Raw genomic sequence first — 23,163 nt, 5'->3', positions numbered from 1 at the left:
GAAGACGAGCACTGACAAAACGATTATGTACCAATATTCTGAAATAAATGCTCCCATAAGTCCAATTATTGATTTAACTTATTAGTAGTCAAGTTTGCAGTTTTATTACAAGCGAAAACCTCATGAGATTACCAATCTACCAAGTTGATGCATTTACAGATCATTTGTTTGCGGGCAATCCAGCCGCAGTTGTTCCCATTGCAAACGAATGGCCGATGGATGATGTATTACAAAAAATTGCTATTGAAAACAACCTGTCGGAGACGGCCTTTTTTCAGAATCAGGGAGATATTTTCGAGCTTCGATGGTTCACAGCAGAGTTTGAAATAGACTTATGTGGACATGCCACGCTTGCTTCAGCATATGTCATTTACAATCACATGGGTTATGAGAAAGATCAGATCGTCTTTGAAACAATGAGTGGCCCACTGATCGTGAAGCGAAAAGGGCCCTTGCTACAACTGGACTTCCCATCTCGAAAGCCCGAAATAGCGGATATGGATCAAACGCTGCTCAAGGCATTTTCAATTGCGCCGAAGGCAATATTAAAATCAAGGGACTGGGTATTGGTTTACGATAACGAATCGGAAGTACGAGCGCTTAAGGTTAACGAAAGCTTACTGAGGCCGGAGCAATTCGATAAAGGAGGCATTGTTTGTACTGCAAAAGGCGATGGAGTAGATTTTGTCTCTCGTTTTTTCTTTCCAGGAGGCTCCATATTTGAAGATCCGGTGACGGGTTCTTCTCACTGCTCACTTATTCCGTATTGGTCAGAGAAGTTGGGTAAAAAGGAAATGATTGCCTACCAGCTTTCTGAACGAAAAGGGTACCTCAATTGTACCGATCTGGGAGAGCGCGTGCTGATCGCAGGAAATGCCGTCACGTACCTTATTGGGGAGATTACGGTTGTCTAGACCAGATGGCTCTATTCTTTTTCTAAGAGGAGCAGTTCCAGCATAAGTGTCCAGTTGTATGCTTCAGACACCCACCTTACCGATGGAAGGTATCTGCTTTCTCCCTTGCTCATGTTGAAAGGGTTTACAGAAAAGAAACTGAAAGTTTTGACATCTGCTTTGAGCTTATCAAAATCGATTGAGGCAGAGGGTTCATAGCCTAAGCGATGAAGCGAAGAAAGTATCATCACTTTTTCTACCTCATTTTCTACCACGTCCAAGAGGCTCACTAAGTCTCCAAGCACTTTGGCTTTGGCCTCATCGAAATGGCCAATGTTATCAACAGCAATTAACCGAGCAACATGATACAGTATCAAAGCAGGAGAGGTGCTATGAAACGAAACATCGGATGTTCGTAAACGATGATCATCATTCAAGATCATCGTGTTAATCAAGGAAGCAGTGGCACTGTCGTATGCATTCCACACAAAACCTTGTCGCATCACATAGAGAAGCACATTTGACATAACACTCAAGTCAAAGGCTTGAGGCATATCCTTCCCAAACCATGTTTCATACGCTTTCACATCTTGATATTCTTGGGGAGTGAATAGCTTGACATCTTCCCTGTTTTCTCTACTGGAATAACCAACCATGCGATTTCTTAACAGCAGGTCTGCACTGTCATTCTTCTCTTGGGCAAGGGCGATTAAAATGGAGGTATCAAAATCGTCAGGCAGACGTAGCCTTTCATTGGAAATAAGCTTGCTTCCGTTGGGAAATGGCAGATCAGGAGCGACCGTTTGCCAAAAGCTGTACGTGACCCCACCGCCTCGATTCTTGTATTTAGGATACAATTGATCTGCATTTGAGATCATGGAATCCACCATTTTCCGACTTTTGCTATCAAGCTTAGCATGCACCATTTGGAGCGTTGAAACAATGGATGCTGTGAAAAAAATGGTGTTGTCTTCTACTGGCTTACTGGAAAAGCTCCAGGTTCGCTTGGAAGGAAACAGTCCAGAATCATAAAATTGATCCTCTACTATCTGAAAGGATTGAATTTTGCGCACCATTTCAACTTCTGATTGCTGGGAATAGCAAGGCAGATAGAGCAGAATGAGTATTCCACTGCATAGAAGCTTGAAAGAAACGATAGTTTTAGTCATCGGCTGAATAAAGCAAGGATAAGAAATGCAAACGTAACATGGGATAATCTTACGCTCAGCAAAGCTCCTTGATCGTTGGCGCTTCTAAAAAATGGGACAAATGAAACCCACGAAGTAATTAATGCTAAAATGTAGAACGTTAGCGATAAGGTATTTGTGGTTTGTTCGGCGATGAAATGGATGGAGGCGGAACCCAAAACCAAACTCGCTACTATGAGTTGGTTCACTTTTGCTGAAGAATGGTTCATAGGGAACGATTGCTTACCTGATTTTTCATCTCCAGAGAGGTCCAGCCAATCCAGCAACACTTCTCGCGGGATGGTGAAAAAGAACAAGAAGAAAGCGGTTGCAAAGAGGTAGTGGTCTGGTTTAATAACAGCCACACCCCATTGTGTACCTGATACGATCAGTGCCACCACAACATTGGCAAAGAGTCCTGTTTTTGCATTGATAAAGGAATAAGTAATGGCCATGGCCAGAAACCCGAATGACAATGCAAAGGTGTAAATCCCCAGAAACCAAGTTGAAATTAAGAATAAAAGCATAAAGGCCGTAGAGATGCCAATGGCCGTTTTCATTGGAATTACCCCCGTCGCAATGGGTCTTTTTTTGTTGTTCAAAAGATCCTTTTCCTTGTCATAAATGTCATTGACCAGAAAGCAAAAGGAGCCACCAAAGAAGGCGGCAGTTAAGAGCGGAATCACCAAGGAGATATCACCTATCTGAGGATTAAAAGCGGCAAGTGCTAGCAAGCATGCACCGATGGTAGCTGATGGCCTGATCGTGTAAAGAGTTGCTTTGAAAATTTTGAAAGTATATTGGAGCACAGAAGTACAATGCGTTACAAATGCCAATAATAAAGGAATCAAGTTATTTAAAAAGGCCGGCATACTACTTTAATGCATGGCAGGAAACACTTGCACCATACTTTCTCTCAAAAAACAACAAGGTATCCTACGAGCGTGAGCGCTTTGAACTGAAAGATGGTGATTTTATAGACCTGGATTGGATAAGAAACGATGCTAATGCATTGATTATCGTATCCCATGGTTTCGAAGGAAACTCGCAAGATCATTTCATTCAAGAGTCAGCGACCTATTTTGCAAGCAACAGCTTTGATGTACTGGTCTGGCATTACCGAAGCTGCAGCAAAGATTTGAATAGCAAGTCCCGCTTCTATGATTATGGGGATATTCATGATTTGCATGAGGTCATTACCCATGCCATGGCAAAAGGAAGCTATGATCAGGTCGTTTTGCTTGGATTCTCCATGGGGGGCAACTTTGTGTTAAACTATCTGGGCAGTGAAATCTGTGGTGATTCAATCAAATGTGGGATCGTATTTTCCACACCGATGGACTTGTCAGAAGCTTCACGGAAATTGAGCAAGGGCATGAATCGTTGGGTCGAGAGAAGCTTTATCAAAAAATTTAAAAGAAAGATTGAGCGAAAGGCCAGCGTTTTTCCAGAGAGATTTGATTTGGATAAGCTCAAAACAATCAACTCCTTAGAAGAGCTGATCAGCACCTATGTATTGTCTCAAAATCAGGGTTTTTCTGACATAAGCGAATACTATTCGAGATGGTCAAGCAAGCAGTTTCTTTCCTGCATTAAAGTTCCCGTGCTCATTGTGAATGCAAAGAATGATCCGCTCCTATCGAAAAACTGTTTCCCTTATGATGCATGCGAGCAGCATGAATTTGTCTACCTGGAAACACCTAAATATGGAGGACACATGGGATTTAGCAAAAAGAAGGATGGAAAACGGTGGTATGTCCGGAGAATTGAGGAATTCCTGATAAGAGAATTAAAGCTATAAAATCTCCACGATGTGCCGGGCTACCTTCCCTGTACCGTCCCAGATTTGATGGCGACATGAAGTGCCGGAAGCAAGAATAATGGTGTCTTCATCTGCCGCTCTCACTTTAGGAAACAATACGAGTTCACCGATTTTCATAGATACATCGAAGTGCTCTTTTTCATAACCAAACGAGCCGGCCATTCCGCAGCAGCCACTCGGGATCATTTGCACCTTGAAATTCTCGGCCGTCTTCAACACCTTCATTGTGGGTGTCATTGACGAAAGCGCCTTTTGATGACAATGGCCATGAACCCATACTTTTTGTTTAGCTCTGGGGAAATCTGAAGATGTGAGGGTTCCAGCATCGATTTCCTTTGCTAAAAATTCTTCGATTGTGAAGGTTTGATCAGCCACTTTCAGTGCGTGCTCTTTTTCTTTACCTCGCAGTAAATCAGGGTATTCATCACGAAATGTGAGGATTGCAGAAGGTTCGATTCCTACCAGACATACATCTTTTTTGAGAAGGGAATGGAAAAGAGACACATTTTCCTTTGCTAGCTTCTGTGCTTCTTCCAGCATCCCTTTGGATAGATAGGCTCTTCCGCTGATTGCATGATTGGCAGCTCGCACTTCATAGCCCATGCGGTCCAGAAGCATAATCGCCTTCTTACCTATTTCTACATCCAGGTAGTTGGTAAACTCATCAAAGAAAAAGTAAACGGTCTTTTTGGATTCACGCTGAAGGGAATGGAATTTTTTATCAAACCATGATCGAAGTGTCTGATTCGCCATTTTAGGAATCGATCGCTTGGCGGCAAAACCTAACATGGGCTTAGAGGCATTACGGGTCAGGTTATATGCCCAGGGGATCTTTTCGAATCGCTTCATGCTTTTCGCATAGTTGGCAATCATCTTTGTTCGAAAGGGGGTTCCCGTGTCTTTCATGGACTGATATTGCCACTCCGCCTTTAGTTTGCCCATGTCCACATTTGACGGGCATTCACTTTTACAGCCTTTACACGAAAGGCATAAGTCCATTACTTCTTTGATTTCCGGCTGAGCAAAGGGATTAGCTTCTTTAGAACAGGTAAGCATTTCGCGAAGGATGTTGGCTCTTGCTCGCGTAGTATCCTTTTCGTCCCGAGTAGCCTGATAGCTCGGGCACATGGTGCTTCCAGTCAGCTCAGATTTGCGACAGTCTCCTGAGCCATTGCATAATTCAGCCGAGCGGACAATGCCCTCATCTTTGGAAAAGTCCAACATCGTTTCATAAGCCGGAGTCTCCTGATTTTTTTCATAACGAAGAGACGTATCCATCGGCGCAGTATCTACAATCTTGCCCGGATTGAAAATATTGGCTGGATCCCAGGCTTTCTTCACCTTCTTGAGGAGCTGATAGTTTTCTTCACCGATCATTTTGGGAATAAACTCTCCTCGCAAACGGCCGTCTCCATGTTCGCCGGACAATGACCCCTCATATTTTTTCACCAATGTGGCAATCTCCTCGGCGATGGTTCGGAAGAGCCTAACTCCTTCATCAGTCTTCAGATTCAAGTATGGACGAAGGTGCAATTCACCAGATCCGGCGTGCGCATAGTGCACGCTGTAGAGGTCATGCTTTTGAAGGACTTTGTTAAAATCGCCAATGTAATTGGGAAGGTCCTGGACATCTACAGCAGTGTCTTCAATAACAGGTGCAGGCTTAGTGTCGCCAGGAATATTGGAGAGCAAGCCCAGTCCAGCCTTGCGGAGGTTCCACACTTTAGCAATGTCTTCTCCTCGGATAATGGGGAAGGCATAGCCCAATCGCTGTTTGCCTAGCTCTGTGAGAAAATGGAGAATGCGAATGTCTACTTCTTTCTCCGTCTCACCGATCAACTCTACAACCAAAATGGCCTTTGGTTCACCTTCCACAAAGAATCGGTTGGCTGCTTGCTCCTTATTCCTTGCCGTTGCTTCTAGAATGTAGTGATCCATTAGTTCACAGGCGTATGGCTGATAATTGAGTGCAATGAGATTGGTTTTGAGCGCGTCATCTATGCTTTTGCAATGAATACAAACCAGGCGCTTGAAGCCTTCCGGAATCTTGGTGATCTTGAGTTTTGCAGCGGTAACAAAAGCAAGCGTTCCCTCCGATCCAGCAATCAGAGAGCAAAAATTGAATGGTTTTCCTTTGGCATTAAATGGTTGCATGCCGGCCAGCAGATCCAATGCGTAGCCTGTGTTTCTTCTGGGGATATTTGGTTTAGGAAACTCTTGCTTGATCCGTTCTACGTTGCCTTCATCCAATAGAATCTCTGAGATACTTTCATAGAGCTGAGTTTCCAGATCTGACGATCCTCGTAAATCCTCGGTTTCTTTGAAATGCACATATGATCCATCCGAAAGGAAAGCCTTGACTTCTTCTAAGTGCTCCCGTGTGCTTCCATACACTACCGAGTTTGACCCACAGCTGTTGTTTCCAATCATTCCACCCACCATGGCACGATTGGCTGTGGAGGTTTCAGGGGCGAAGAAGTAACCGTGCTCGGCAAGCGCTCGATTGAGCTCATCACGTACAAGACCTGGCTGCACCCAAACGTATTCTTCTTCAGTATTGATTTCAAGAATGTTGGTAAAATACTTCGAGACATCTACAACTATCCCACCACCAACAACTTGGCCCGCCAGTGATGTTCCGGCAGTACGCGGAATAAGCGATGTTTGATTTTCTTGAGCAAAATGGATGAGTTTCTGAATGTCCTCTTCGACCTTAGGAATGGCTACTGCCAGCGGAACCTCACGGTAAGCAGAAGCATCTGTCGCGTAAATGCGCTTGATGGCTTCATCGGTATGGAGTTCTCCTTTTAGCTCCTTTTGAAGGTCAGTGAAGTTCATGCTTCAAACCTACGCATGAATTTGAGAAAATTTCCAATCCCCATGTAACCTTCCGAAATTACTTCAGTTTCCCTGTCAGAATGCACCGAATGAACCTACTGGAAGATCACAGCCTAATGTTGAAAGTAAAAGAAGGAGAGGTAGAAAAACTCGACCTTCTTTATAAGCGATACAGCCGCCGATTCTTTGGATTCTTCTACGGAATGACCAACGATGGAGCCACGAGTGAAGACCTGGTGCAAAATGTGTTTATGCGGATTTTGAAGTATAAGCATTCATATAAAGACACAGGTGATTTTGAAGTGTGGGCGTTTCAAATGGCGCGCAATGTGCATCACGATCATTATCGAAAGAATAAACGATACGCTTTCAAAGAGGATATGAACCCCTACGAAGAGCGTCTCAGCGAAAACAAAAATAAGGAGGTAGAAATGGAACGATCAGATGAATTGAATTACCTGAAGAAAGCGTTAGCAAGCCTTTCGGAAGAAAAGAGGGAGCTGATCGAGCTGGTTCGATTCCAAAAGGTGAAATACGCAAAGGTGGCAGAGATGCTAGGCGTAACAGAGAGCGCAATCAAAGTGCGCGTGCATAGAATATTGAAAGAACTACGGGAGTCCTACATAAAACTGGACGCATAAGATGGAAATAAATAAGAAAAAAGCAGCGGAGCTGTGGCAAGATAAGTTGACGGGAGACATCAGTGAAAATGAAGAAAAAGCACTTGCACAATTTCTGGAAGCCAATCCTGATGTGGCTTCCGAACTAAAGGAGTTAGAGCAGACCTGGAACCTCTTTGCAGCGATAGAAAGGCCGGAACCATCAGAAGCGATGGACGCAAGGTTTGCAGGGATGCTGACTGCCTATGCTGAAAAACAACAAACGGCTCGTCCGAATGTGCTAGACTGGATAGTAGAACGCATGACCAGTAGCTGGCAGGTGGGGTTAGCAGCCTTGGTTATGGGCTTGTTTATCGGGTGGTGGATGCCTCCATCACAAAATCAAAAACAGGACATCATACAGCTGAGCAATGAGATTCAAAGCATGAAGGAGATGATGATGCTGACGCTGATTGAACAACCAAAAGCAAATGAACGGATCCGAGCCGTGAATATGGCTGCTGACCTTCCCAATGCCGATGAGAAAGTGGTCAATGCGTTGATCGCAACACTCAACATGGACGAAAATGTAAACGTGCGACTTGCCAGCCTTGAGTCATTGGTAAGGTATGTGGATGAACCCAATGTACGACAAGCACTGGTGGATGCGCTAACCAAGCAAGAGTCACCATTGGTGTTGATAGCAATAGCAGATGTCCTGGTAGCTATTCAAGAGAAATCTTCGGTAGATGAACTGGAGCAATTGCAGAAAAGCACGAAGGATGAATTTGTAAAAGAAAAGCTGAATGAAAGCATAAAGACACTCAAAAACACATAAACTCAAAAAAGGACCATGAACTTATTACTCATTTTAATAGCACTGATTAACCCCGACCTCAAGGAGGACAAGGTGGAAATCAACAAAACATACACTCTCGATAACCCCAGCCAAATGGCTGTTGTAATTGACAACATCAACGGAGATATAGTGGTGGAAACCTCCAATGATAACAAGGTGTATCTCTCCCTGACTATTGTGATGTCCGCGAGTACGGAGGCACTTCTTGCCAAGGCAAAAGAAGAACTGGAATTGGGAGAAATGCAGACGAAAGACTCACTCATGTTTTATACCAAAGCGCCATTCATTAAGAAGTGCAAATGGGGAAATTATTCAGGATACGACATGAGAGATAGTCCGAAGTATGATTTTAAGTATCAGTACAGCCTGAAGGTTCCCAAGGGTGTAAAACTAGAAGCCAAGACGATAAACCGAGGAGATGTGCTGGTGAAAAATGTAGAGGGGCCAGTAAAGGCATGCAATGTGAACGGTAAAGTAGAAATCAAAAACGCAAGGCAAGTCCTGCAAGCTTCTACAGTGAACGGTGATGTTACAATCAGCTTTCTGGAGAGCCCTAAAGAGGCAATAGACTTCAATACGGTCAATGGCGATTTCAATTTTGAACTACCGAATGACTTCAGCGCTAAGGTGTATTTCGATACCATGAATGGTGATATGTACACGGCTTTCGACTATCAGGAGATGAGTCCGAAAGTGGAGAAAAGCAATGAAAATGGCAAGTTTAAAATTGGGACTAAAACGGGTGTAGAGATTGGGGCGAATGGACCAGAATTATCCTTCAGGAGCATCAATGGAAATGTATACCTAAAAAGATCTACGCGATAAGCGGACAAAAAAATTAAGCCAAACGACAAGCTTGGCAAAAACTAAAACACATAAAGAAATGAAAAAATTATTAACCATATTATTACTCATTGCGGCAGGAAGTACCTGGGCGCAAGAACAAATAGCCGTGCCATTGAGCTCACCAGATAAAAGAGGAAAACTGGAAGTAAGCCAGGTAAGAGGCAATATCATCATTGAAGCTTACAACGGGAAAGAAGTGATCATCGAAGCAATTGCCGGAACAGAAGAAGGTTGCGATAGTTGTGATGATCATGATCATGGTGAAGACAGAAAGAGAGATATCCCATCGGGTATGAAGCGAATTTCCAGTAGTCCGGTGGAACTTGAAGCTTCAGAAAGCAACAATGTAGTGGAAGTAGAAACCAATTCATGGAAGAAGCCGATCGACTTGAACATCAAGATTCCAGCGAATTTTGACCTGGAAGTATCAACAGTTCATGGCAAGGTAGAAGTTGCCGGGATCAATGGCACACATGAAATCTCTTCCGTAAATGGACCCCTTACCTTGAAGGACATGAGTGGGTCGATTATTTCCAACACAGTAAATGGAACCATTCTGGTGAATTTCAAATCAATAAAAGCAAACGAGCCTATGTCATTTGTAACCTTAAATGGCGATGTTGACGTGACCTTCCCTGCAAATGTAAAGGCGAGAGCAAAAATGAAATCAGACAGAGGAGAGATCTTCACGGATTTTGAAATGACAGTGGATCGTTCTAAGCCAGAAGTGAAGACAGATGGTGGAGCATACAAAGTTTCTATCAATTCCTGGGTATTTGGAGATATTAATGGTGGTGGCCCTGAGTTTACCTTCAAAAATATGCACGGCGATATCATTATTCGGAAAGAATAGAATGGATTAGAAAATCAATCAAGGAGATCCTTCCTTCGTCAGGATGACACAATGAATACTGTCATGCTGAGGGAAGAAGGATCTCTTTGATTTGAGATTGCTCTGCTCCTTTGTCGCTCGCTATGACGGTCAATTATTATATTGCTACGGTGGAAGTCATAGATCAAGTCAGACTCAACTTCAGTGAGGCCAATCTCTTTTACCTCAATTTGAGCCTTGGTTTCATCATGTTTGGTGTAGCGATCAATCTTCGATTAGCAGATTTTCTTCGCGTCATTCGCAATCCAAAAGCGGCACTGGTTGGAATGCTCTCGCAGTTCTTTGTTCTTCCCGCACTCACCTTTCTATTGATACTCATTGTGCAGCCCAGACCTAGTTTCGCGCTGGGAATGATGTTGGTAGCTGCGTGTCCAGGAGGCAACATTTCAAATTTTATGGTAGCCATGGCCCGCGGAAACACAGCACTATCGGTAAGCCTCACAGCCGTATCCAGTACCCTCGCCATCTTGATGACGCCCATCAATCTCACACTTTGGGCAAGTCTGTATGCACCAACAGCTAGCATTCTTACAGAAGTACACTTGAATTTTTGGCAATTACTAAAAACCATTTCGCTGCTGCTGCTGGTGCCTATTGTATTAGGCATGTTACTCAGAACCTGGAAACCAAAGGTGGCTGAGAAGTTGCACCCAATCATGCACTATAGCTCCATTTTCATTTTTGTAGCGATCGTTTGCATTGCCTTTAGCGCCAACTTCAACTTGTTTTTAGAATATATCCACCTGGTACTGTTATTGGTACTTGCCCACAATGCAATTGCACTTACAGCAGGCTACCAAATAGGAAAAATGTTTCGGTTGAAGCAGGCAGAACGAAGATCTATCGCCATAGAAACAGGCATTCAAAATTCAGGTTTGGGTTTGATCTTAATTTTCAGTTTTTTCAACGGCCTTGGCGGGATGGCAATTGTGGCAGCATGGTGGGGAATCTGGCACATCATTTCCGGCTTGAGTCTGGCCTTTTTTTGGAATAAAAACTCACTTGTCACTCAATCGGAGATATCAAATGTTTAAGGGTAATCCACCGATCGCACGACTCTTACAAAGAAGTAGAAGGTACTGAGACTAACCTTATGATAGTCTGGTGATTACTATACTTTTTTAAAAACCCACTCTGTGGGTCAATAGCAAATTATTTCTTTATTTTTGCCGACCTTATTAAAAGAGCAGACGAGAAATAACATGGCACTAATAGGAATACTGAGAAATAAGATGGGTAAGATCGTGGTGGGAGCAATCATGGTCACAATGGTTTCTTTCATTGGAACAGATCTCATTGGAAGTTCAACATTATTGGGTGGTGGAGATGACCTGGATATAGGAGAGATTGCTGGAGACGGCATTTCCAATGTTGCATTTCAAAACAAAGTAGATGAGCTATCATACAACTTTGCGCTTAACACGGGTAGAAACCCTCTGCAACAAGAAACCGATCAGATTAGAAATCAAGCTTGGAATGCATTGATACTTGAAAAAGCATACGGCAGCCAGTTTGAAGAATTGGGTATTGAGGTGACCAATGCAGAGTTGGTGGATATGGTTCAGGGGAGCAACATTAGCCCGCAGATCATGCAATTTTTTGCAGACCCGCAAACAGGCCAATTCAGTAAAGAAAGTATCACCGCTTTCCTTGGGAGCCTGCAGCAAGCAGCCCCACAGCAAAGAAATTCTTGGATTTCGTTTGAGCAGTCGCTCATCCCAAGTAGAAAAATTGAGAAGTATGCCAATCTGTTCACAAAGACCAACTACGTAACCAAGTATGAGGCAAAAGATGAGCATGAGAATCAGAATGCTACAGCTACCATTGACTACATGTACATTCCTTTCTTGAGTGTGTCAGACTCTAGCATAAGCGCAAGTGATAGTGAACTGCAAGCATACCTAGATGCACACGAATCAGAATTTCAGCGTGAAGAATCTAGAAATCTTTCATACGTGATATTTGACATCAAGCCATCAAGTGCAGATTCTGCAATTGTGATGGATGAAGTTGCAGATCTTCAGATGTCATTGACAAGCGCTACAAATGATTCTAGCTTTGTGATTATCAATTCAGATGATCCCTATCCATTCATTACTTACACAGCAGATAACCTTCCAGATTCGCTCAAAGGACAAGACGTAGGATATGTTTCTACTCCTTCCATTGTGAATGGATCGTACGAATTTTATAAGCTTTCTAGACGTGACGAAATCACTTCGGATAGTGTGCTTTTCAGAGTGGCTAAAATGAAGAAGGATTTCTTCGTCTCAGACGAAACCATCAATGAATCTTACCGTCAGGCGGATCTTTTCGCTGCATCAGCAGGTAACCTTGAAGAATTCAACAGACTGGCTGAGGAACAAGGCCTGCCAGTGAGAGAAGCAAACAGGATTGGAAAGAATGCACAACGTGTGGGTCCCATGGTTGAAGCCAGAAGCTTGGTGCTTTGGCTCTACAATGACGCCACAACAGGAGCAGTTTCTGAAGTAAAAGAAGTAGGCGAAAGATATGTAGTAGCAGCCATGACTGAAGAACAAGAAAAAGGCCCTGCAAACCTTAGCGAAGTAAGGTACCAGGTAGAGCTGAAAGTGAGAAACGAGAAAAAAGCAGCCAGCATTCTCAATAAACTAAGTGGTCTGGATGCTTCTGATGTAGAATCATTGGCCATCGCCTATGGAGATGGAGCTAAAACAGGGACTGCAGATTTTCAACGCTTCTCTAGCAGCATCACAGGTATTGGATATGCACCGGAAGCAATTGGACTTTCGTTTGCTTTGGACGAGGAAGAAATGACACAAGCTTTTGGTCTTCAGGATGGTGTCATCGTCGTGAAGCTTTCCGCTAAAGACATTCCTGCTGATTTGGATGATTATTCATCATTTGCACTTCAGGTGTCTCGCCAGCGGTTGGGACAAAATGCGATGATTGCAGATTTTCCACTTTCATATTTCAGACTGTTCGTTCCAAGAAATATCGATATCGCGGTAAAAGAATTTGCTGAGATTGAAGACATGAGATACAAGTTCTTCTAAATAAGAAATAACATTTACGAAAGCCATTCCGAACTTTCTCGGGATGGCTTTTTTTATATAGTCTGTAGAATAGATTAATTTATACCTATGAGCTGGGACGAAAAATCATTTTTGGAAAAGTTAGAAGGGACACACCAGTTTCCGGATCACTACACCTTTAAGTTTATCGTTAAACCGGAGCATCAGGCACAAGTAGAGTCGTTGGTTCCGGGAGCCGACGTGAAGCTGAAACCGAGCTCAGGCAACAAATATGTCAGTATTACTTTGAGCCGACTAATGAGTTCAAGTCAGGAGGTGGTCGATGTATACAAACAAGCCAACACCATTGAAGGTATCATTGCACTTTAAAATCAATAACTATGAGTTGGAAAGAAGAAGATAACAGGCTGAAAAAAACCTTTGAATTCAAGGACTTTGTATCCGCATTTGGATTTATGAGCCAAGTGGCGATTATAGCAGAAAAGATGGATCACCACCCCAACTGGAGCAATTTATATAACACCGTGAGCATCGAGTTATGTACCCATGATGCCGGAGATGTAGTCACGGAGAATGATCACAATCTGGCACAAGCGATAGATAAAATATCAAGTTAACCGTCATGGCGAGGAGGAAGGACGAAGCAATCCCATGCTATGGAAAGAGGTGACAGTTATATCTTACAAAGTATGAGATTTTTCATATTCATCATAGCATCACTTTCCAACATATGCCTTTTGGCTCAATCAGATACTTCATCTGTCAAGATAATGGTCGCATCAACCAATTTAAGTGAGGATTTGAGTGTGGCATCTTCAAAGAATGATGAATTATTACTACTTATTTATGAATTTTCAGAAAAGGTAGATAAGTTGGGTGAACCCGTTTTCATTAAGAGTTTTGATTTCAGAGAGGATAGAATGAATGCAATTTTTGACTGGACGATTCTAAAGTCAAAAAAAGAGAACTACCTTTTTTTTCTCATAGAAAGAGATTCTGATAAAAGCGAATTACAAGTCGATCCTGTTTTGCGAATTCATTCTGAGAGTATAATTGAGTGCTTTGATAATAGAGATTACCTGTGTATTGAGAAATATTTAGGAGATGAAGATTTGCTTGGTTATAAGAGATTTTCCGTTCCTTCGGAACATGAACTAAACGGTGTTTATAAACTCGACAGGTTTAACTACACAATTACTTTTCAAGAATAGATAATTAACTTCAAGCGATGACCATCGAGCCCGGAAAACTGTACCTCGTACCCACACCCATTGGCAACCTTGCGGATATGACTTACCGGGCGGTAGAGGTTCTCAAAAATGTGGATCTCATCTTGGCGGAAGATACGCGCACCTCCGGGTTCTTGTTGAAACATTACGAAATTGGAACACCTTCGCAAAGCTTTCACGCCCACAATGAACATAAGAAAGTTGAAGAGGCCATCGAAAAATTAAAGAGCGGTGTTTCCATTGCACAGATCTCAGATGCTGGCACACCAGGCATTTCCGATCCCGGCTTTCTGCTGGTACGTGCTGCACTGGCTAACGATATCCCCGTAGATTCACTTCCGGGTGCTACAGCGTTTGTCCCGGCACTCATAAAATCCGGATTCCCATGCGAACGGTTTGTGTTTGAAGGATTCTTGCCGCATAAAAAAGGAAGGCAGACTCGGATAGAATCAATGAAAGATGAGAGCCGGACGGCTGTCTACTATGAATCGCCACACCGGCTGCTCAAAACGCTGCAACAATTCAAAGAAATTTTGGGGGATCGAAACGTTTCAGTTTCCAGAGAGTTAACAAAGAAGTTTGAAGAGACCGTCACCGGCACAATCGATGAGGTGCAGGCCTACTTCGAATCGAAAAGTATCAAAGGAGAATTTGTAATCGTTTTGGAAGGAGCCAAATGAATTTAGAAAACGTCACTCAGAAAGTATCCACAATTGCCCGCGAGACCGGGGCATTTATTCGTGAGGAACGTAAAAGATTCTCCTACGACTCGGTGGAATTCAAAGGAGAAAGTGATTTGGTATCCTATGTAGATAAGGAATCCGAAAAGCGCATAATCGATGGGTTGAAAAAAATCTTACCAGAAGCAGGCTTCATCACCGAGGAAGAAACCACTGCGCAAGGGCAAAAGGAATTTACCTGGATCATTGACCCTTTAGATGGGACCACAAATTTTGTTCACGGCATACCGAACTACTGCGTAAGCATCGGCCTCATGAATGAAGGTAAAATCATTGCTGGGGTGGTTTATGAAGTAGCCAACGATGAATGCTTCTATGCCTGGAATCAAGGAGGCGCTTATTTGAATGGCAATCGGATACAGGTGTCGGGAGCTCCTTCATTCTCTGACTGTGTGTTGGCCACTGGCTTTCCCTACTATGAATTTGAGCGGTTGGACGAATACCTTAAAATTCTTCATCAGCTCATGAAAGATACCCAAGGCCTCAGGAGAATGGGGAGTGCAGCAGCAGACATGGCATACGTGGCGTGTGGTCGCTACGGAGGTTACTTTGAATACAACCTCAACTCCTATGACATTGCCGCGGGTGTGATTCTTGTGCAAGAAGCTGGGGGTAGAGTGACCGATTTTAAAGGAGGCAATGACTACATTTTCGGAAGGGAAATTGTAGCTGGCGGAGCTATTCACTCGCAGCTCCTGAACGTCATTCAACGATTTTGGTAAACCTATTGATTGCTCTGGTATAAGTCTTTGCACGGCGAAGGAGCACATAATTGTGTCATACCTCCTCCCATTTACGCACCACTTCTGAGATTTTTCTGCCCACTCTTTTTCTTACCCGGTACCACCAGATGCGCCAGGTAAAGAGAATGATAAGTGCCACAACCCCACCGACAATGGCGAGAATTTGATATGCGCCGATGATTTTATCTGATGTTTTTTCTAATTCAAGCCTATTGATCAACTGAAGCATCGCTTGGCGTTTAAGAAGCACTTCTAGTTTTTCTTTAGTCTCTACTATTTTTTGAAGTTCGTCTCCCCTCTTCCATGCATGATCAAAATTTCTTCCCGAAGCGAGAGCCAACCATTTATACAATTTTACATTGTCATCATTGAGTGGCTGAGAGTTGTAATAAGCTTCTGCTTCCGTCAAGACAGTTATAGCAGAATCCTTTTGACCTAATTCTAGCAAACACTCCCCAAGATCCATTAGAGATGTAAAACGAATGGCGCCTTCTTTTTGAAGTCTGAGCGCACGAATTAATATTTCTTTTTGCTTTAAAAATTGCTCTGTGTGATCATATGGTCGTGAAAGATTGTGAATAGCTCTGAATTTTACTTTATCGCTTTCTGCAGTGTTTACAGCTTTTTCAAAGTATTCGATGGATTCTTCGAATTGTTCAGCGTGAAGAAAAAGCTGACCTATTTCGTAATAAGCTTTGGCCATTCTATCCGGGAGTCCTTCTTTTTTTGCTATTTCTAGCTCCTCCATGAAAATTTTTAGCGCTTCCTCCGGGTCTTCGTACATCATGGCTCTACCCAGGTTGTACTTGACGCTTAAGCCTTGTTTGATACTGTATTTGAAAGCAGGCGCTAGGGCTTCCCGATATTTATTGATGGCAAATGAGGCCAGTCCATGATGTTTGAGAATAACTCCTTGATTCGTGAGAATCGCATGATGAAGAAAGTGATCGGTAGTATCAGACTTAAAAAGGATAGCGATTGCTTTGTCATAATACTCATACGCCCGAAAGTTTTTATGAGCTCTTCTGAGCCTTACAGCTTTAAGATAATAGGCGTATGCAACCAGGTGATGTGACGTATATTGATGTATCGTTTGATCAATTTCGCCAAGAATTTCTTCTTCGCTAAGGTCGATTTTTCCGGTGTAGTATTGGCCAAGCTTTTCTGTCGCTTGCAAGGATATGCCACTTACCACCCCAATAACAAATAGTAGTTTTTTCACTGTTTTTAGTTCTTTAGCCGGCTTTGATCGGGTGGCAGGCTAGCGAATATAAACATATCCTGACAAATACCATAAATGAGGTATTTGCCAGGCTCTTAATGAATTAGCTAGCTGATGAAGCCTTGGGTCGATCTCCGACTTCTTCATCTTCTCCTCCGTCTGTCATATTCAAATCTTGAATCTCCAGCTCATCAGAAGGGGAAATATCTTCTTGCTCACAGGCACAGAATAGACTTCCTAAAACAACAAATGCAAATACAAAAATTGACTTTTTCATGTTCATAGTTTTTTGGTTAAACATGACGGAAAGATAGTTACGCCTTGTTTGATGCAGGAGGATGCTAGGTTTACAAAAGGTGACTATTCAAAATTTTGGGAGATATCAAAAAACTTTAAAAGGAAATTATAGCCAGACAAACAACCCATTCCCAGCTCCTAAAGGTGATTCAACGATTTTGGCAAATTATTGCTTAATTAGTTAGGAAACCTAACTAAAAATAGTACGTTTGCATTTAAAAGTTAGGAATCCTAATTATATAACATGAAAAACCTATTAATACTCATGCTGATCTCTGTGATTAGCTGCAAGTCATTTTCTCAAGGAGAAAATGAAAGTACTGCGTTTAAGAACTCAGCGGATTTAAAAATCACGAAAGCAGAAATCATCCACGATGGTTCGCTGGAGCATCTGGTATTCTCAATTACAGTAAAAGGGACGGCTGGCCAGTCTCTGCCTACCGCTGTTGGACAGCTGGACGGAGCTCCAGTGTTGGGGTATGTATTCCCTACCAATCTGCAATCTACAGATGTGGGTTTTGAAGAGACCGATGGCATTGTGGCGCTTGCGCTTACATCTCATCCGGACTTTGATGACACCCCACTTTGGGATGAAAATTTTGATAAGAACTATGCGAACGATGGCATCATCTGGCATCCCCACTGGGTGGTACTTGTAGAAGATAAGCGAGTATCCGGAGGACTTGCTGTAAAGCAATTTGATCCTGAAAAGGACAAGGTGACTTTACCACCAACGAATCCAGGAATGCCTATGTATATGGATTCGCCTGGATTTCACGTAGTTACCCAAGGTAAACAAATCAAAGTGGTTGTCCCAACGTATCGTGTAGGCGGAAAGACAGATTTCAATTTTGATGGTGTCGCTGCTTATATGCAAGTGAATGCATCAAAACCAGATCTACCTATGCTTGGGGTCTACGCGGTATACAGTGTTGCTTCAGGCGACTTGTCTTTGCCATATACCGTGCAGAAATAATGCAGAAATTAGCGCTACACTATGATGAAATGTTGCAAGGGGAGTTCAGCTTGAAAGAGTTGAACTTCCTTTTTGCCTTTCAGGTCAATTGCCCTGGCTGTTTCGCTTATGGCATTCCAGCTGTCAATAGCTTGTATGAAGAGTTTAAAGACAAAGTAGCATTCCTGGGACTATCCACAGCATTCGAAGACTTTGAATTTAACAATGAGAAGAACACAACAGCCCTGCTAAAGTCTTCGGAGATCGTCGGGGAAACAAAGAGCTATTTTGCCAAACAAGGATACCATATCAATCCATTATCCTTGGATTTTCCGGTAGCCATGGATTCAACTGCCGACGAACAATTAAATGTGGAAGACCTTGTACACACTATTTGTAAGACAAATCCCAATTTCGATTTTTGGCCAATCTTTGAGCAAAAGCAGCTACAAAGGAATGTGAGGGATTACTTAGAAAAACAAGAGAAAATATCATTGACTTTCACGCTTAATCAGCTGCGAGGGACTCCTACATTTATGGTATTTAATCAGGAGATGGAAATACTGGCTCACAACTTTGGTCATCTCATGCTTCATGAGATGAAGCATGAGCTGGAAACACGGCTTTCACAAAGTAATTAGGATTGCTAACTTTGAGCAATGGCAAGTTCCTTCGACCCGAAAATTCAAGAAACGGATTTAACCAGCAAGGTGGTTGTTGGGATTGAGCGATTATCTGAGGTATTTCGAGTACTCTTATGGGAGAAGTCGAAAGAGACGGGCTTAAGTCCAATTCAAATCCAACTTCTGATGTTCATCAAATACCATGATCGCTCACTGGCTAATGTTAGTCACCTTTCGCGAGAGTTTAACCTCAAGAAACCTACCATTAGTGATGCAATTAAAACACTCTTTGAGAAAAAATTAGTCCAGAAAGAGACAGGAGAAGATGCCAGAGGTTATACCATTCTACTTTCCAGGTCGGGAGAAAAGTTGACCGAGACACTCCAATCATTTGATAAGCCGTTAAAAGAAAGCATCGATAGCTTGAGTGACGAGAATCAAGGAAAGCTTTATGATGGACTGGTGAGGATAATTTTTGGGTTGAATCAGACGGGAATCATCCAGGTGCAGCGAACGTGCTTTGGATGCTCATTCTATGAAAAAAGAAACGAAGGGCATTTCTGCCAATTCATCAAAGAAGACCTTTTAACCAGTGAGCTTCGATTGGATTGCGAAGACTTTCAAGAAGTCGAGCGCTAATCTGGTAAGATTCTTGTAATTGAATCCCTAAATTTAGTACTATGAAAACACTCACTATTCTTATCGTGTTCTTAATGGCTGCCTGCGGAGGAGGCAATTCGGAAGAAGGCGCCCCTGCGTATGAAACCGGCCTCATGGCAGAGGATGTGGTGGAAGCAGATGCAAGCTCACTCAGAAAGGTATCGAACGCGCCTCAGCAACCTGATCGTGCGTATCAAAAGAAGGTCGTGAAAACCGGTGGCCTTTCTTACAAGGTGGAAAGCACAGAAGAAGAATACCTCCGTATTAACTCCTTGCTCGAGAAGTATGAGGCATACATTAGCTCGGAAAATGAGAACAAAGGCTATGATCGTATCAACTACAATGTAAGTATAAAAGTACCACCTCAGCATTTCGACTCATTAATCAATGACCTGACCAAGGATAAAAAATTGGATAATCGTTGGGTGAATACCGATGATGTGACGGAGCGATATTACGACCTTCAATCTCGCATTACCAACAAGAAAAAACTGGAAGAACGCTATCAGGAGATTTTGAAGAAAGCCAACAGTGTGAGGGATATACTGGAGGTGGAAAGAAATCTCAATCAGGTACGCACAGAGATCGAATCTCTACAAGGGCAATTCAAGCTTCTTAGCCACCGTGTCAATTTCAGCACGGTAGATGTTTCCTTTTATGAGTTGGTACCTTACGAACTGGATCAGGAACCTCGCCCTGGTTTTGGCACCCGATTGCTAAATTCCATCTCCGCAGGATGGCAAGGCTTTCTCACGTTTATGGTATACGTACTTGCGCTTTGGCCCTTTGGCATTCTTACATTCGTTGTGGTGAGAATTGTGAAAAAGATTCGATCCAAACGGAAAAAAAACGATCTTTGATGGCATGAGTAAACCCAACATACGTGTAGGATACGGATACGATGTACATGCGCTAGCCGAGGGTGTTGACTTTTGGATCGGAGGTATCAAAGTGCCGCATACCCATGGAGCTTATGGTCATTCGGACGCCGATGTACTCATTCATGTGATTTGCGACGCGCTATTAGGAGCAGCTAATATGCGCGACATTGGCTATCACTTCTCAGATAAAGACCCACAATACAAGGGAATTGATAGCAAAATTCTTTTGAAGGAGGTGCTGGAAATTATTAGTGAAAAGGGGTACAAAGTTGGAAATATAGACTCCACAGTGTGCCTGGAGATGCCCAAACTGAATCCACATATTCCTGCAATGAAAGAATGCCTGGCTGAGGTAATGAATATTGCTGAAGAGGATATTTCAATCAAAGCTACCACGACAGAAAAATTAGGTTTCGTTGGTAAAGAAGAAGGTGTGGCTGCTCATGCCACTGTGCTTATTTATAAAGACTAATGCCAATCAAGATCATAACCACTGAAGACGGATCTCACAGTCTGTTTGATGAAAATCTCAACGAAACCTACCACTCCACACGAGGGGCAAAAGGAGAATCGTTGCATGTGTTTGTCAAAGAAGGGCTGGAGCATTGGGTCACTAAAAATGCAGCGAAAGAAGCAATAAAGATTCTGGAGGTAGGTCTTGGGACTGGCTTGAATGCCTTTCTCACCGCACAATTTGCGACGGCCAAAAAGAAGAAAATTCACTTTACCTCTCTGGAGCCCTTTCCCATTGCTCGAGAGATTTATCAGCACCTCAACTTTTATCAGTCAGAGGAGGAGAAGGATTTGCTAATGAAGATACATGCCTCAGATTGGGAAGAGGTAATCCATTTATCTCAGGATTTCAGTCTGTATAAGACCCAATCAACGTTGGAAAAATACGAAAGCGATGAATTGTTTGACATCATTTACTTTGATGCTTTTGCTCCAAGCAAGCAACCGGAAGTCTGGTCTCTTGACAATCTGAAGAGGTGCCATGACCTGCTTGAAAAAGGAGGGGTACTGACTACCTACTGTGCACAGGGTCAGTTTAAGCGAAATTTGACTGAAGTAGGATTTGATGTGGAGACACTTCAAGGAGCAATGGGAAAGAAGGAAATGGTAAGGGGAGTTAAATAGCTCGGAAAAAAAGCGACTGGCATTAAAATCAGGGAAATAAACTATCTTAATAGGATTCACTAACCTGTTTTTCTCGATGATCACACACGAAACGCCCCTAGAAGCCTATCAATATTGGCTTGAAAAAGACCCTGATTTCATTTTTCTGCGACAACCAATCGATAGAAAGTTCATCGCATACTCTCGCAAGGATGCCTACGATCAAGCGATGGCCATTGCTGCTTCTCTTTATAAAATGGGACTCAAGCAAGGGGATCATGTCGCTCTATTATCGAAGAACTGTGCACACTGGTTTATGGCTGATTTAGCCATTATGCTGGGAGGCTTTGTCTCGGTCCCCCTGTATCCAACCCTTGATGAAAAATCCATCAATGAAATTTTGGTACACAGTGAGTCCAAGGCAATTATTGTTGGAAAACTTGACAACTTTTCGAAACAAAAGAAAGGTATACCCCAAGACCTCAAACGAATTGGAATGCAACTATATGGGGTGCAAGAAGCACATAGTTGGGAAGATTTAATCAAGGAAGATTATTCCAGTTTCAACTCGCCAGGACTCAACCCAGATGACTTGATTACGCTCATGTATACCTCCGGCACAACCGGAGATCCCAAAGGAGTAATGCACAAAGTGAGCTCGTTCAACCTGATGGGTAACCTCACCATCCCCACCCTACAAGTGCCTTTGAACTGTACGTATTTCTCTTACTTGCCTTTATCACACATTGCAGAGCGGATAGGAATAGAAATGGTTTCCTTTTACTGTGGAGGTCAAGTAAGTTTTCCGGAATCGTTAGATACGTTTGCGGAAGACCTGGCGAATGTAAATCCCATGTTCTTCGTGGCGGTTCCAAGAATCTGGCAAAAATTCCAGGAAAAAATTCTGGAAAAGTTTCCACAGAAGAAACTTGATACACTCATTTCGTTGCCACTCCTTGGGGGCATTATCAAGAAGAAGATCCGCCAAAAACTGGGGCTCAATCAAGCCAAATTATGTTATACGGGTGCCGCTCCGATTGCGGTTAGTTTATTGGAATGGTATGACAAACTAGGGATTAACATTTTGCAGGGATATGGAATGACTGAGGACTGTATCCTGTCGCATTTCAGCATCATCGGATCCAATCGATTTGGAACTGTCGGGAAGGCTCTTCCCGGAGCTACGGCAAGACTTTCTCCCGAAGGAGAAATACAAGTGAAAAGTGATGCACTCATGGTCGGATATTACAAAGAACCGGCAAAAACGGCTGAAGTGTTTACGAAAGATGGCTACATAAAGACGGGAGACATAGGTGAATATGATCACGATGGATATCTCACAATTACTGGAAGAATCAAAGATCAATTCAAAACAGATAAAGGAAAGTATGTGACTCCATCCCTCATCGAGCTCCAACTTTCCAAGAATACAGATATTGAACAAATATGTGTGGTGGGTATGGGAATCGCCCAACCAATCGCGCTGATTGTTCCTTCTGAAGGAGCCAATGCAAAAGAAAAGCAGGCATTGGAAGCGTCCTTTTTATTAACCATTGATGAAGTAAACCCAACACTCATGAGTCATGAGAAGATTGCAAAAGCAGTCGTCATGAAAGAACAATGGACAGTGGACAATGGACTCATGACACCATCACTTAAAGTTCGAAGGCCAAGAGTTGAAGCCATTCACCAGGACATGTATAAGATCTGGTTCGAAAGTGAAGAACGAGTGATTTTTGAGTAATCC

25 protein-coding genes are annotated in these 23,163 nt (G+C 42.9%); 20 read left to right on the top strand and 5 right to left on the bottom strand.

From position 1 onward, the window contains the following. Positions 1-122: 122 nt before the first annotated feature. The gene (locus ABJF57_RS03975; RefSeq protein WP_462231001.1) at positions 123-914 is read left to right on the top strand and encodes a PhzF family phenazine biosynthesis protein; all 792 of its coding nucleotides are present in this window, start codon (positions 123-125) and stop codon (positions 912-914) included. An 11-nt stretch (positions 915-925) separates the two neighbouring features. On the opposite strand, the gene ABJF57_RS03970 is transcribed toward ABJF57_RS03975, so the two are convergent. Both ABJF57_RS03970 and ABJF57_RS03965 read right to left on the bottom strand, forming a co-directional pair. Next, complete coding sequence (locus ABJF57_RS03970; protein WP_462231003.1) at positions 926-2,062, bottom strand: hypothetical protein; 1,137 nt, start codon at positions 2,060-2,062, stop codon at positions 926-928. Next, complete coding sequence (locus ABJF57_RS03965; protein ID WP_462236277.1) at positions 2,059-2,916, bottom strand: UbiA family prenyltransferase; 858 nt, start codon at positions 2,914-2,916, stop codon at positions 2,059-2,061. Before ABJF57_RS03965 ends, ABJF57_RS03970 begins: the two co-directional genes overlap by 4 nt. Here ABJF57_RS03965 and ABJF57_RS03960 point away from each other — a divergent pair. After that, positions 2,910-3,881 carry a YheT family hydrolase gene (locus ABJF57_RS03960; RefSeq protein ID WP_462231006.1) on the top strand — a complete coding sequence of 324 codons (972 nt, stop codon included), beginning with the start codon at positions 2,910-2,912 and terminating at the stop codon, positions 3,879-3,881. The genes ABJF57_RS03965 and ABJF57_RS03960 overlap by 7 nt on opposite strands. Here the strand turns inward: ABJF57_RS03960 and ABJF57_RS03955 are convergent. Continuing rightward, positions 3,876-6,740, bottom strand: coding sequence for an FAD-binding and (Fe-S)-binding domain-containing protein (locus ABJF57_RS03955; RefSeq protein ID WP_462231008.1), 2,865 nt, complete (start codon positions 6,738-6,740; stop codon positions 3,876-3,878). The genes ABJF57_RS03960 and ABJF57_RS03955 overlap by 6 nt on opposite strands. A gap of 89 nt (positions 6,741-6,829) precedes the next feature. Here ABJF57_RS03955 and ABJF57_RS03950 point away from each other — a divergent pair, with 89 nt between their 5' ends. The 11 genes from ABJF57_RS03950 (at position 6,830) to ABJF57_RS03900 (ending at position 15,641) form a co-directional block, all read left to right on the top strand. After that, entirely contained in the window at positions 6,830-7,381 is a 552-nt protein-coding gene (locus ABJF57_RS03950) for an RNA polymerase sigma factor (RefSeq protein ID WP_462231010.1), read from the top strand. A 1-nt stretch (position 7,382) separates the two neighbouring features. Further along, entirely contained in the window at positions 7,383-8,177 is a 795-nt protein-coding gene (locus ABJF57_RS03945; RefSeq protein ID WP_462231012.1) for a HEAT repeat domain-containing protein, read from the top strand. A gap of 15 nt (positions 8,178-8,192) precedes the next feature. Next, complete coding sequence (locus ABJF57_RS03940; protein WP_462231014.1) at positions 8,193-9,023, top strand: DUF4097 family beta strand repeat-containing protein; 831 nt, start codon at positions 8,193-8,195, stop codon at positions 9,021-9,023. Positions 9,024-9,081: 58 nt separating this feature from the next. Continuing rightward, positions 9,082-9,897, top strand: coding sequence for a DUF4097 family beta strand repeat-containing protein (locus ABJF57_RS03935; RefSeq protein WP_462231016.1), 816 nt, complete (start codon positions 9,082-9,084; stop codon positions 9,895-9,897). A 122-nt stretch (positions 9,898-10,019) separates the two neighbouring features. After that, on the top strand, positions 10,020-10,970 hold the full coding sequence (locus tag ABJF57_RS03930) for a bile acid:sodium symporter family protein (RefSeq protein WP_462231018.1): 951 nt from the start codon (positions 10,020-10,022) through the stop codon (positions 10,968-10,970). A gap of 168 nt (positions 10,971-11,138) precedes the next feature. Next, complete coding sequence (locus tag ABJF57_RS03925) at positions 11,139-12,971, top strand: SurA N-terminal domain-containing protein (RefSeq protein WP_462231020.1); 1,833 nt, start codon at positions 11,139-11,141, stop codon at positions 12,969-12,971. Positions 12,972-13,058: 87 nt separating this feature from the next. Continuing rightward, on the top strand, positions 13,059-13,319 hold the full coding sequence (locus ABJF57_RS03920; RefSeq protein ID WP_462231022.1) for a DUF493 family protein: 261 nt from the start codon (positions 13,059-13,061) through the stop codon (positions 13,317-13,319). Positions 13,320-13,330: 11 nt separating this feature from the next. Then, positions 13,331-13,567: a 4a-hydroxytetrahydrobiopterin dehydratase gene (locus ABJF57_RS03915; RefSeq protein ID WP_462231024.1), complete on the top strand. Its 237-nt coding sequence runs from the start codon at positions 13,331-13,333 to the stop codon at positions 13,565-13,567. Between the two features lie 72 nt (positions 13,568-13,639). Beyond that, positions 13,640-14,161 (top strand): hypothetical protein, encoded by a 522-nt coding sequence (locus ABJF57_RS03910; RefSeq protein ID WP_462231026.1) that lies wholly within the window; start codon positions 13,640-13,642, stop codon positions 14,159-14,161. A gap of 17 nt (positions 14,162-14,178) precedes the next feature. Next, positions 14,179-14,859: a 16S rRNA (cytidine(1402)-2'-O)-methyltransferase gene (gene rsmI, locus ABJF57_RS03905; RefSeq protein ID WP_462231028.1), complete on the top strand. Its 681-nt coding sequence runs from the start codon at positions 14,179-14,181 to the stop codon at positions 14,857-14,859. Then, positions 14,856-15,641, top strand: coding sequence for an inositol monophosphatase family protein (locus tag ABJF57_RS03900; RefSeq protein WP_462231030.1), 786 nt, complete (start codon positions 14,856-14,858; stop codon positions 15,639-15,641). The genes rsmI and ABJF57_RS03900 overlap by 4 nt, the downstream gene beginning before the upstream one ends. 55 nt (positions 15,642-15,696) lie before the next feature. On the opposite strand, the gene ABJF57_RS03895 is transcribed toward ABJF57_RS03900, so the two are convergent. Together ABJF57_RS03895 and ABJF57_RS03890 are read right to left on the bottom strand one after the other, a co-directional pair. Further along, positions 15,697-16,884, bottom strand: a complete 1,188-nt coding sequence (locus ABJF57_RS03895; protein ID WP_462231032.1) for a tetratricopeptide repeat protein — start codon at positions 16,882-16,884, stop codon at positions 15,697-15,699. Between the two features lie 103 nt (positions 16,885-16,987). Beyond that, on the bottom strand, positions 16,988-17,161 hold the full coding sequence (locus ABJF57_RS03890; protein WP_462231034.1) for a hypothetical protein: 174 nt from the start codon (positions 17,159-17,161) through the stop codon (positions 16,988-16,990). Between the two features lie 264 nt (positions 17,162-17,425). Here ABJF57_RS03890 and ABJF57_RS03885 point away from each other — a divergent pair, with 264 nt between their 5' ends. The 7 genes from ABJF57_RS03885 (at position 17,426) to ABJF57_RS03855 (ending at position 23,160) form a co-directional block, all read left to right on the top strand. Then, entirely contained in the window at positions 17,426-18,157 is a 732-nt protein-coding gene (locus tag ABJF57_RS03885) for a hypothetical protein (RefSeq protein ID WP_462231036.1), read from the top strand. After that, complete coding sequence (locus tag ABJF57_RS03880) at positions 18,157-18,777, top strand: hypothetical protein (protein WP_462231038.1); 621 nt, start codon at positions 18,157-18,159, stop codon at positions 18,775-18,777. The genes ABJF57_RS03885 and ABJF57_RS03880 overlap by 1 nt, the downstream gene beginning before the upstream one ends. A gap of 18 nt (positions 18,778-18,795) precedes the next feature. Beyond that, positions 18,796-19,398, top strand: coding sequence for a MarR family winged helix-turn-helix transcriptional regulator (locus ABJF57_RS03875; RefSeq protein WP_462231040.1), 603 nt, complete (start codon positions 18,796-18,798; stop codon positions 19,396-19,398). A gap of 41 nt (positions 19,399-19,439) precedes the next feature. Continuing rightward, positions 19,440-20,279, top strand: a complete 840-nt coding sequence (locus tag ABJF57_RS03870) for a DUF4349 domain-containing protein (protein WP_462231042.1) — start codon at positions 19,440-19,442, stop codon at positions 20,277-20,279. A gap of 4 nt (positions 20,280-20,283) precedes the next feature. Further along, the gene (ispF, locus tag ABJF57_RS03865; protein WP_462231044.1) at positions 20,284-20,772 is read left to right on the top strand and encodes a 2-C-methyl-D-erythritol 2,4-cyclodiphosphate synthase; all 489 of its coding nucleotides are present in this window, start codon (positions 20,284-20,286) and stop codon (positions 20,770-20,772) included. Continuing rightward, entirely contained in the window at positions 20,772-21,437 is a 666-nt protein-coding gene (gene mnmC2 / locus ABJF57_RS03860; protein ID WP_462231046.1) for a tRNA (5-methylaminomethyl-2-thiouridine)(34)-methyltransferase MnmC2, read from the top strand. The genes ispF and mnmC2 overlap by 1 nt, the downstream gene beginning before the upstream one ends. Before the next feature lie 76 nt (positions 21,438-21,513). After that, entirely contained in the window at positions 21,514-23,160 is a 1,647-nt protein-coding gene (locus tag ABJF57_RS03855) for an AMP-binding protein (RefSeq protein WP_462231048.1), read from the top strand. The last annotated feature ends 3 nt before the right edge of the window (positions 23,161-23,163 follow it).

This window comes from Ekhidna sp. (assembly GCF_039940915.1).
GTDB lineage: Bacteria > Bacteroidota > Bacteroidia > Cytophagales > Cyclobacteriaceae > Ekhidna.
This window is presented reverse-complemented; position numbering and strand designations above follow the sequence as displayed.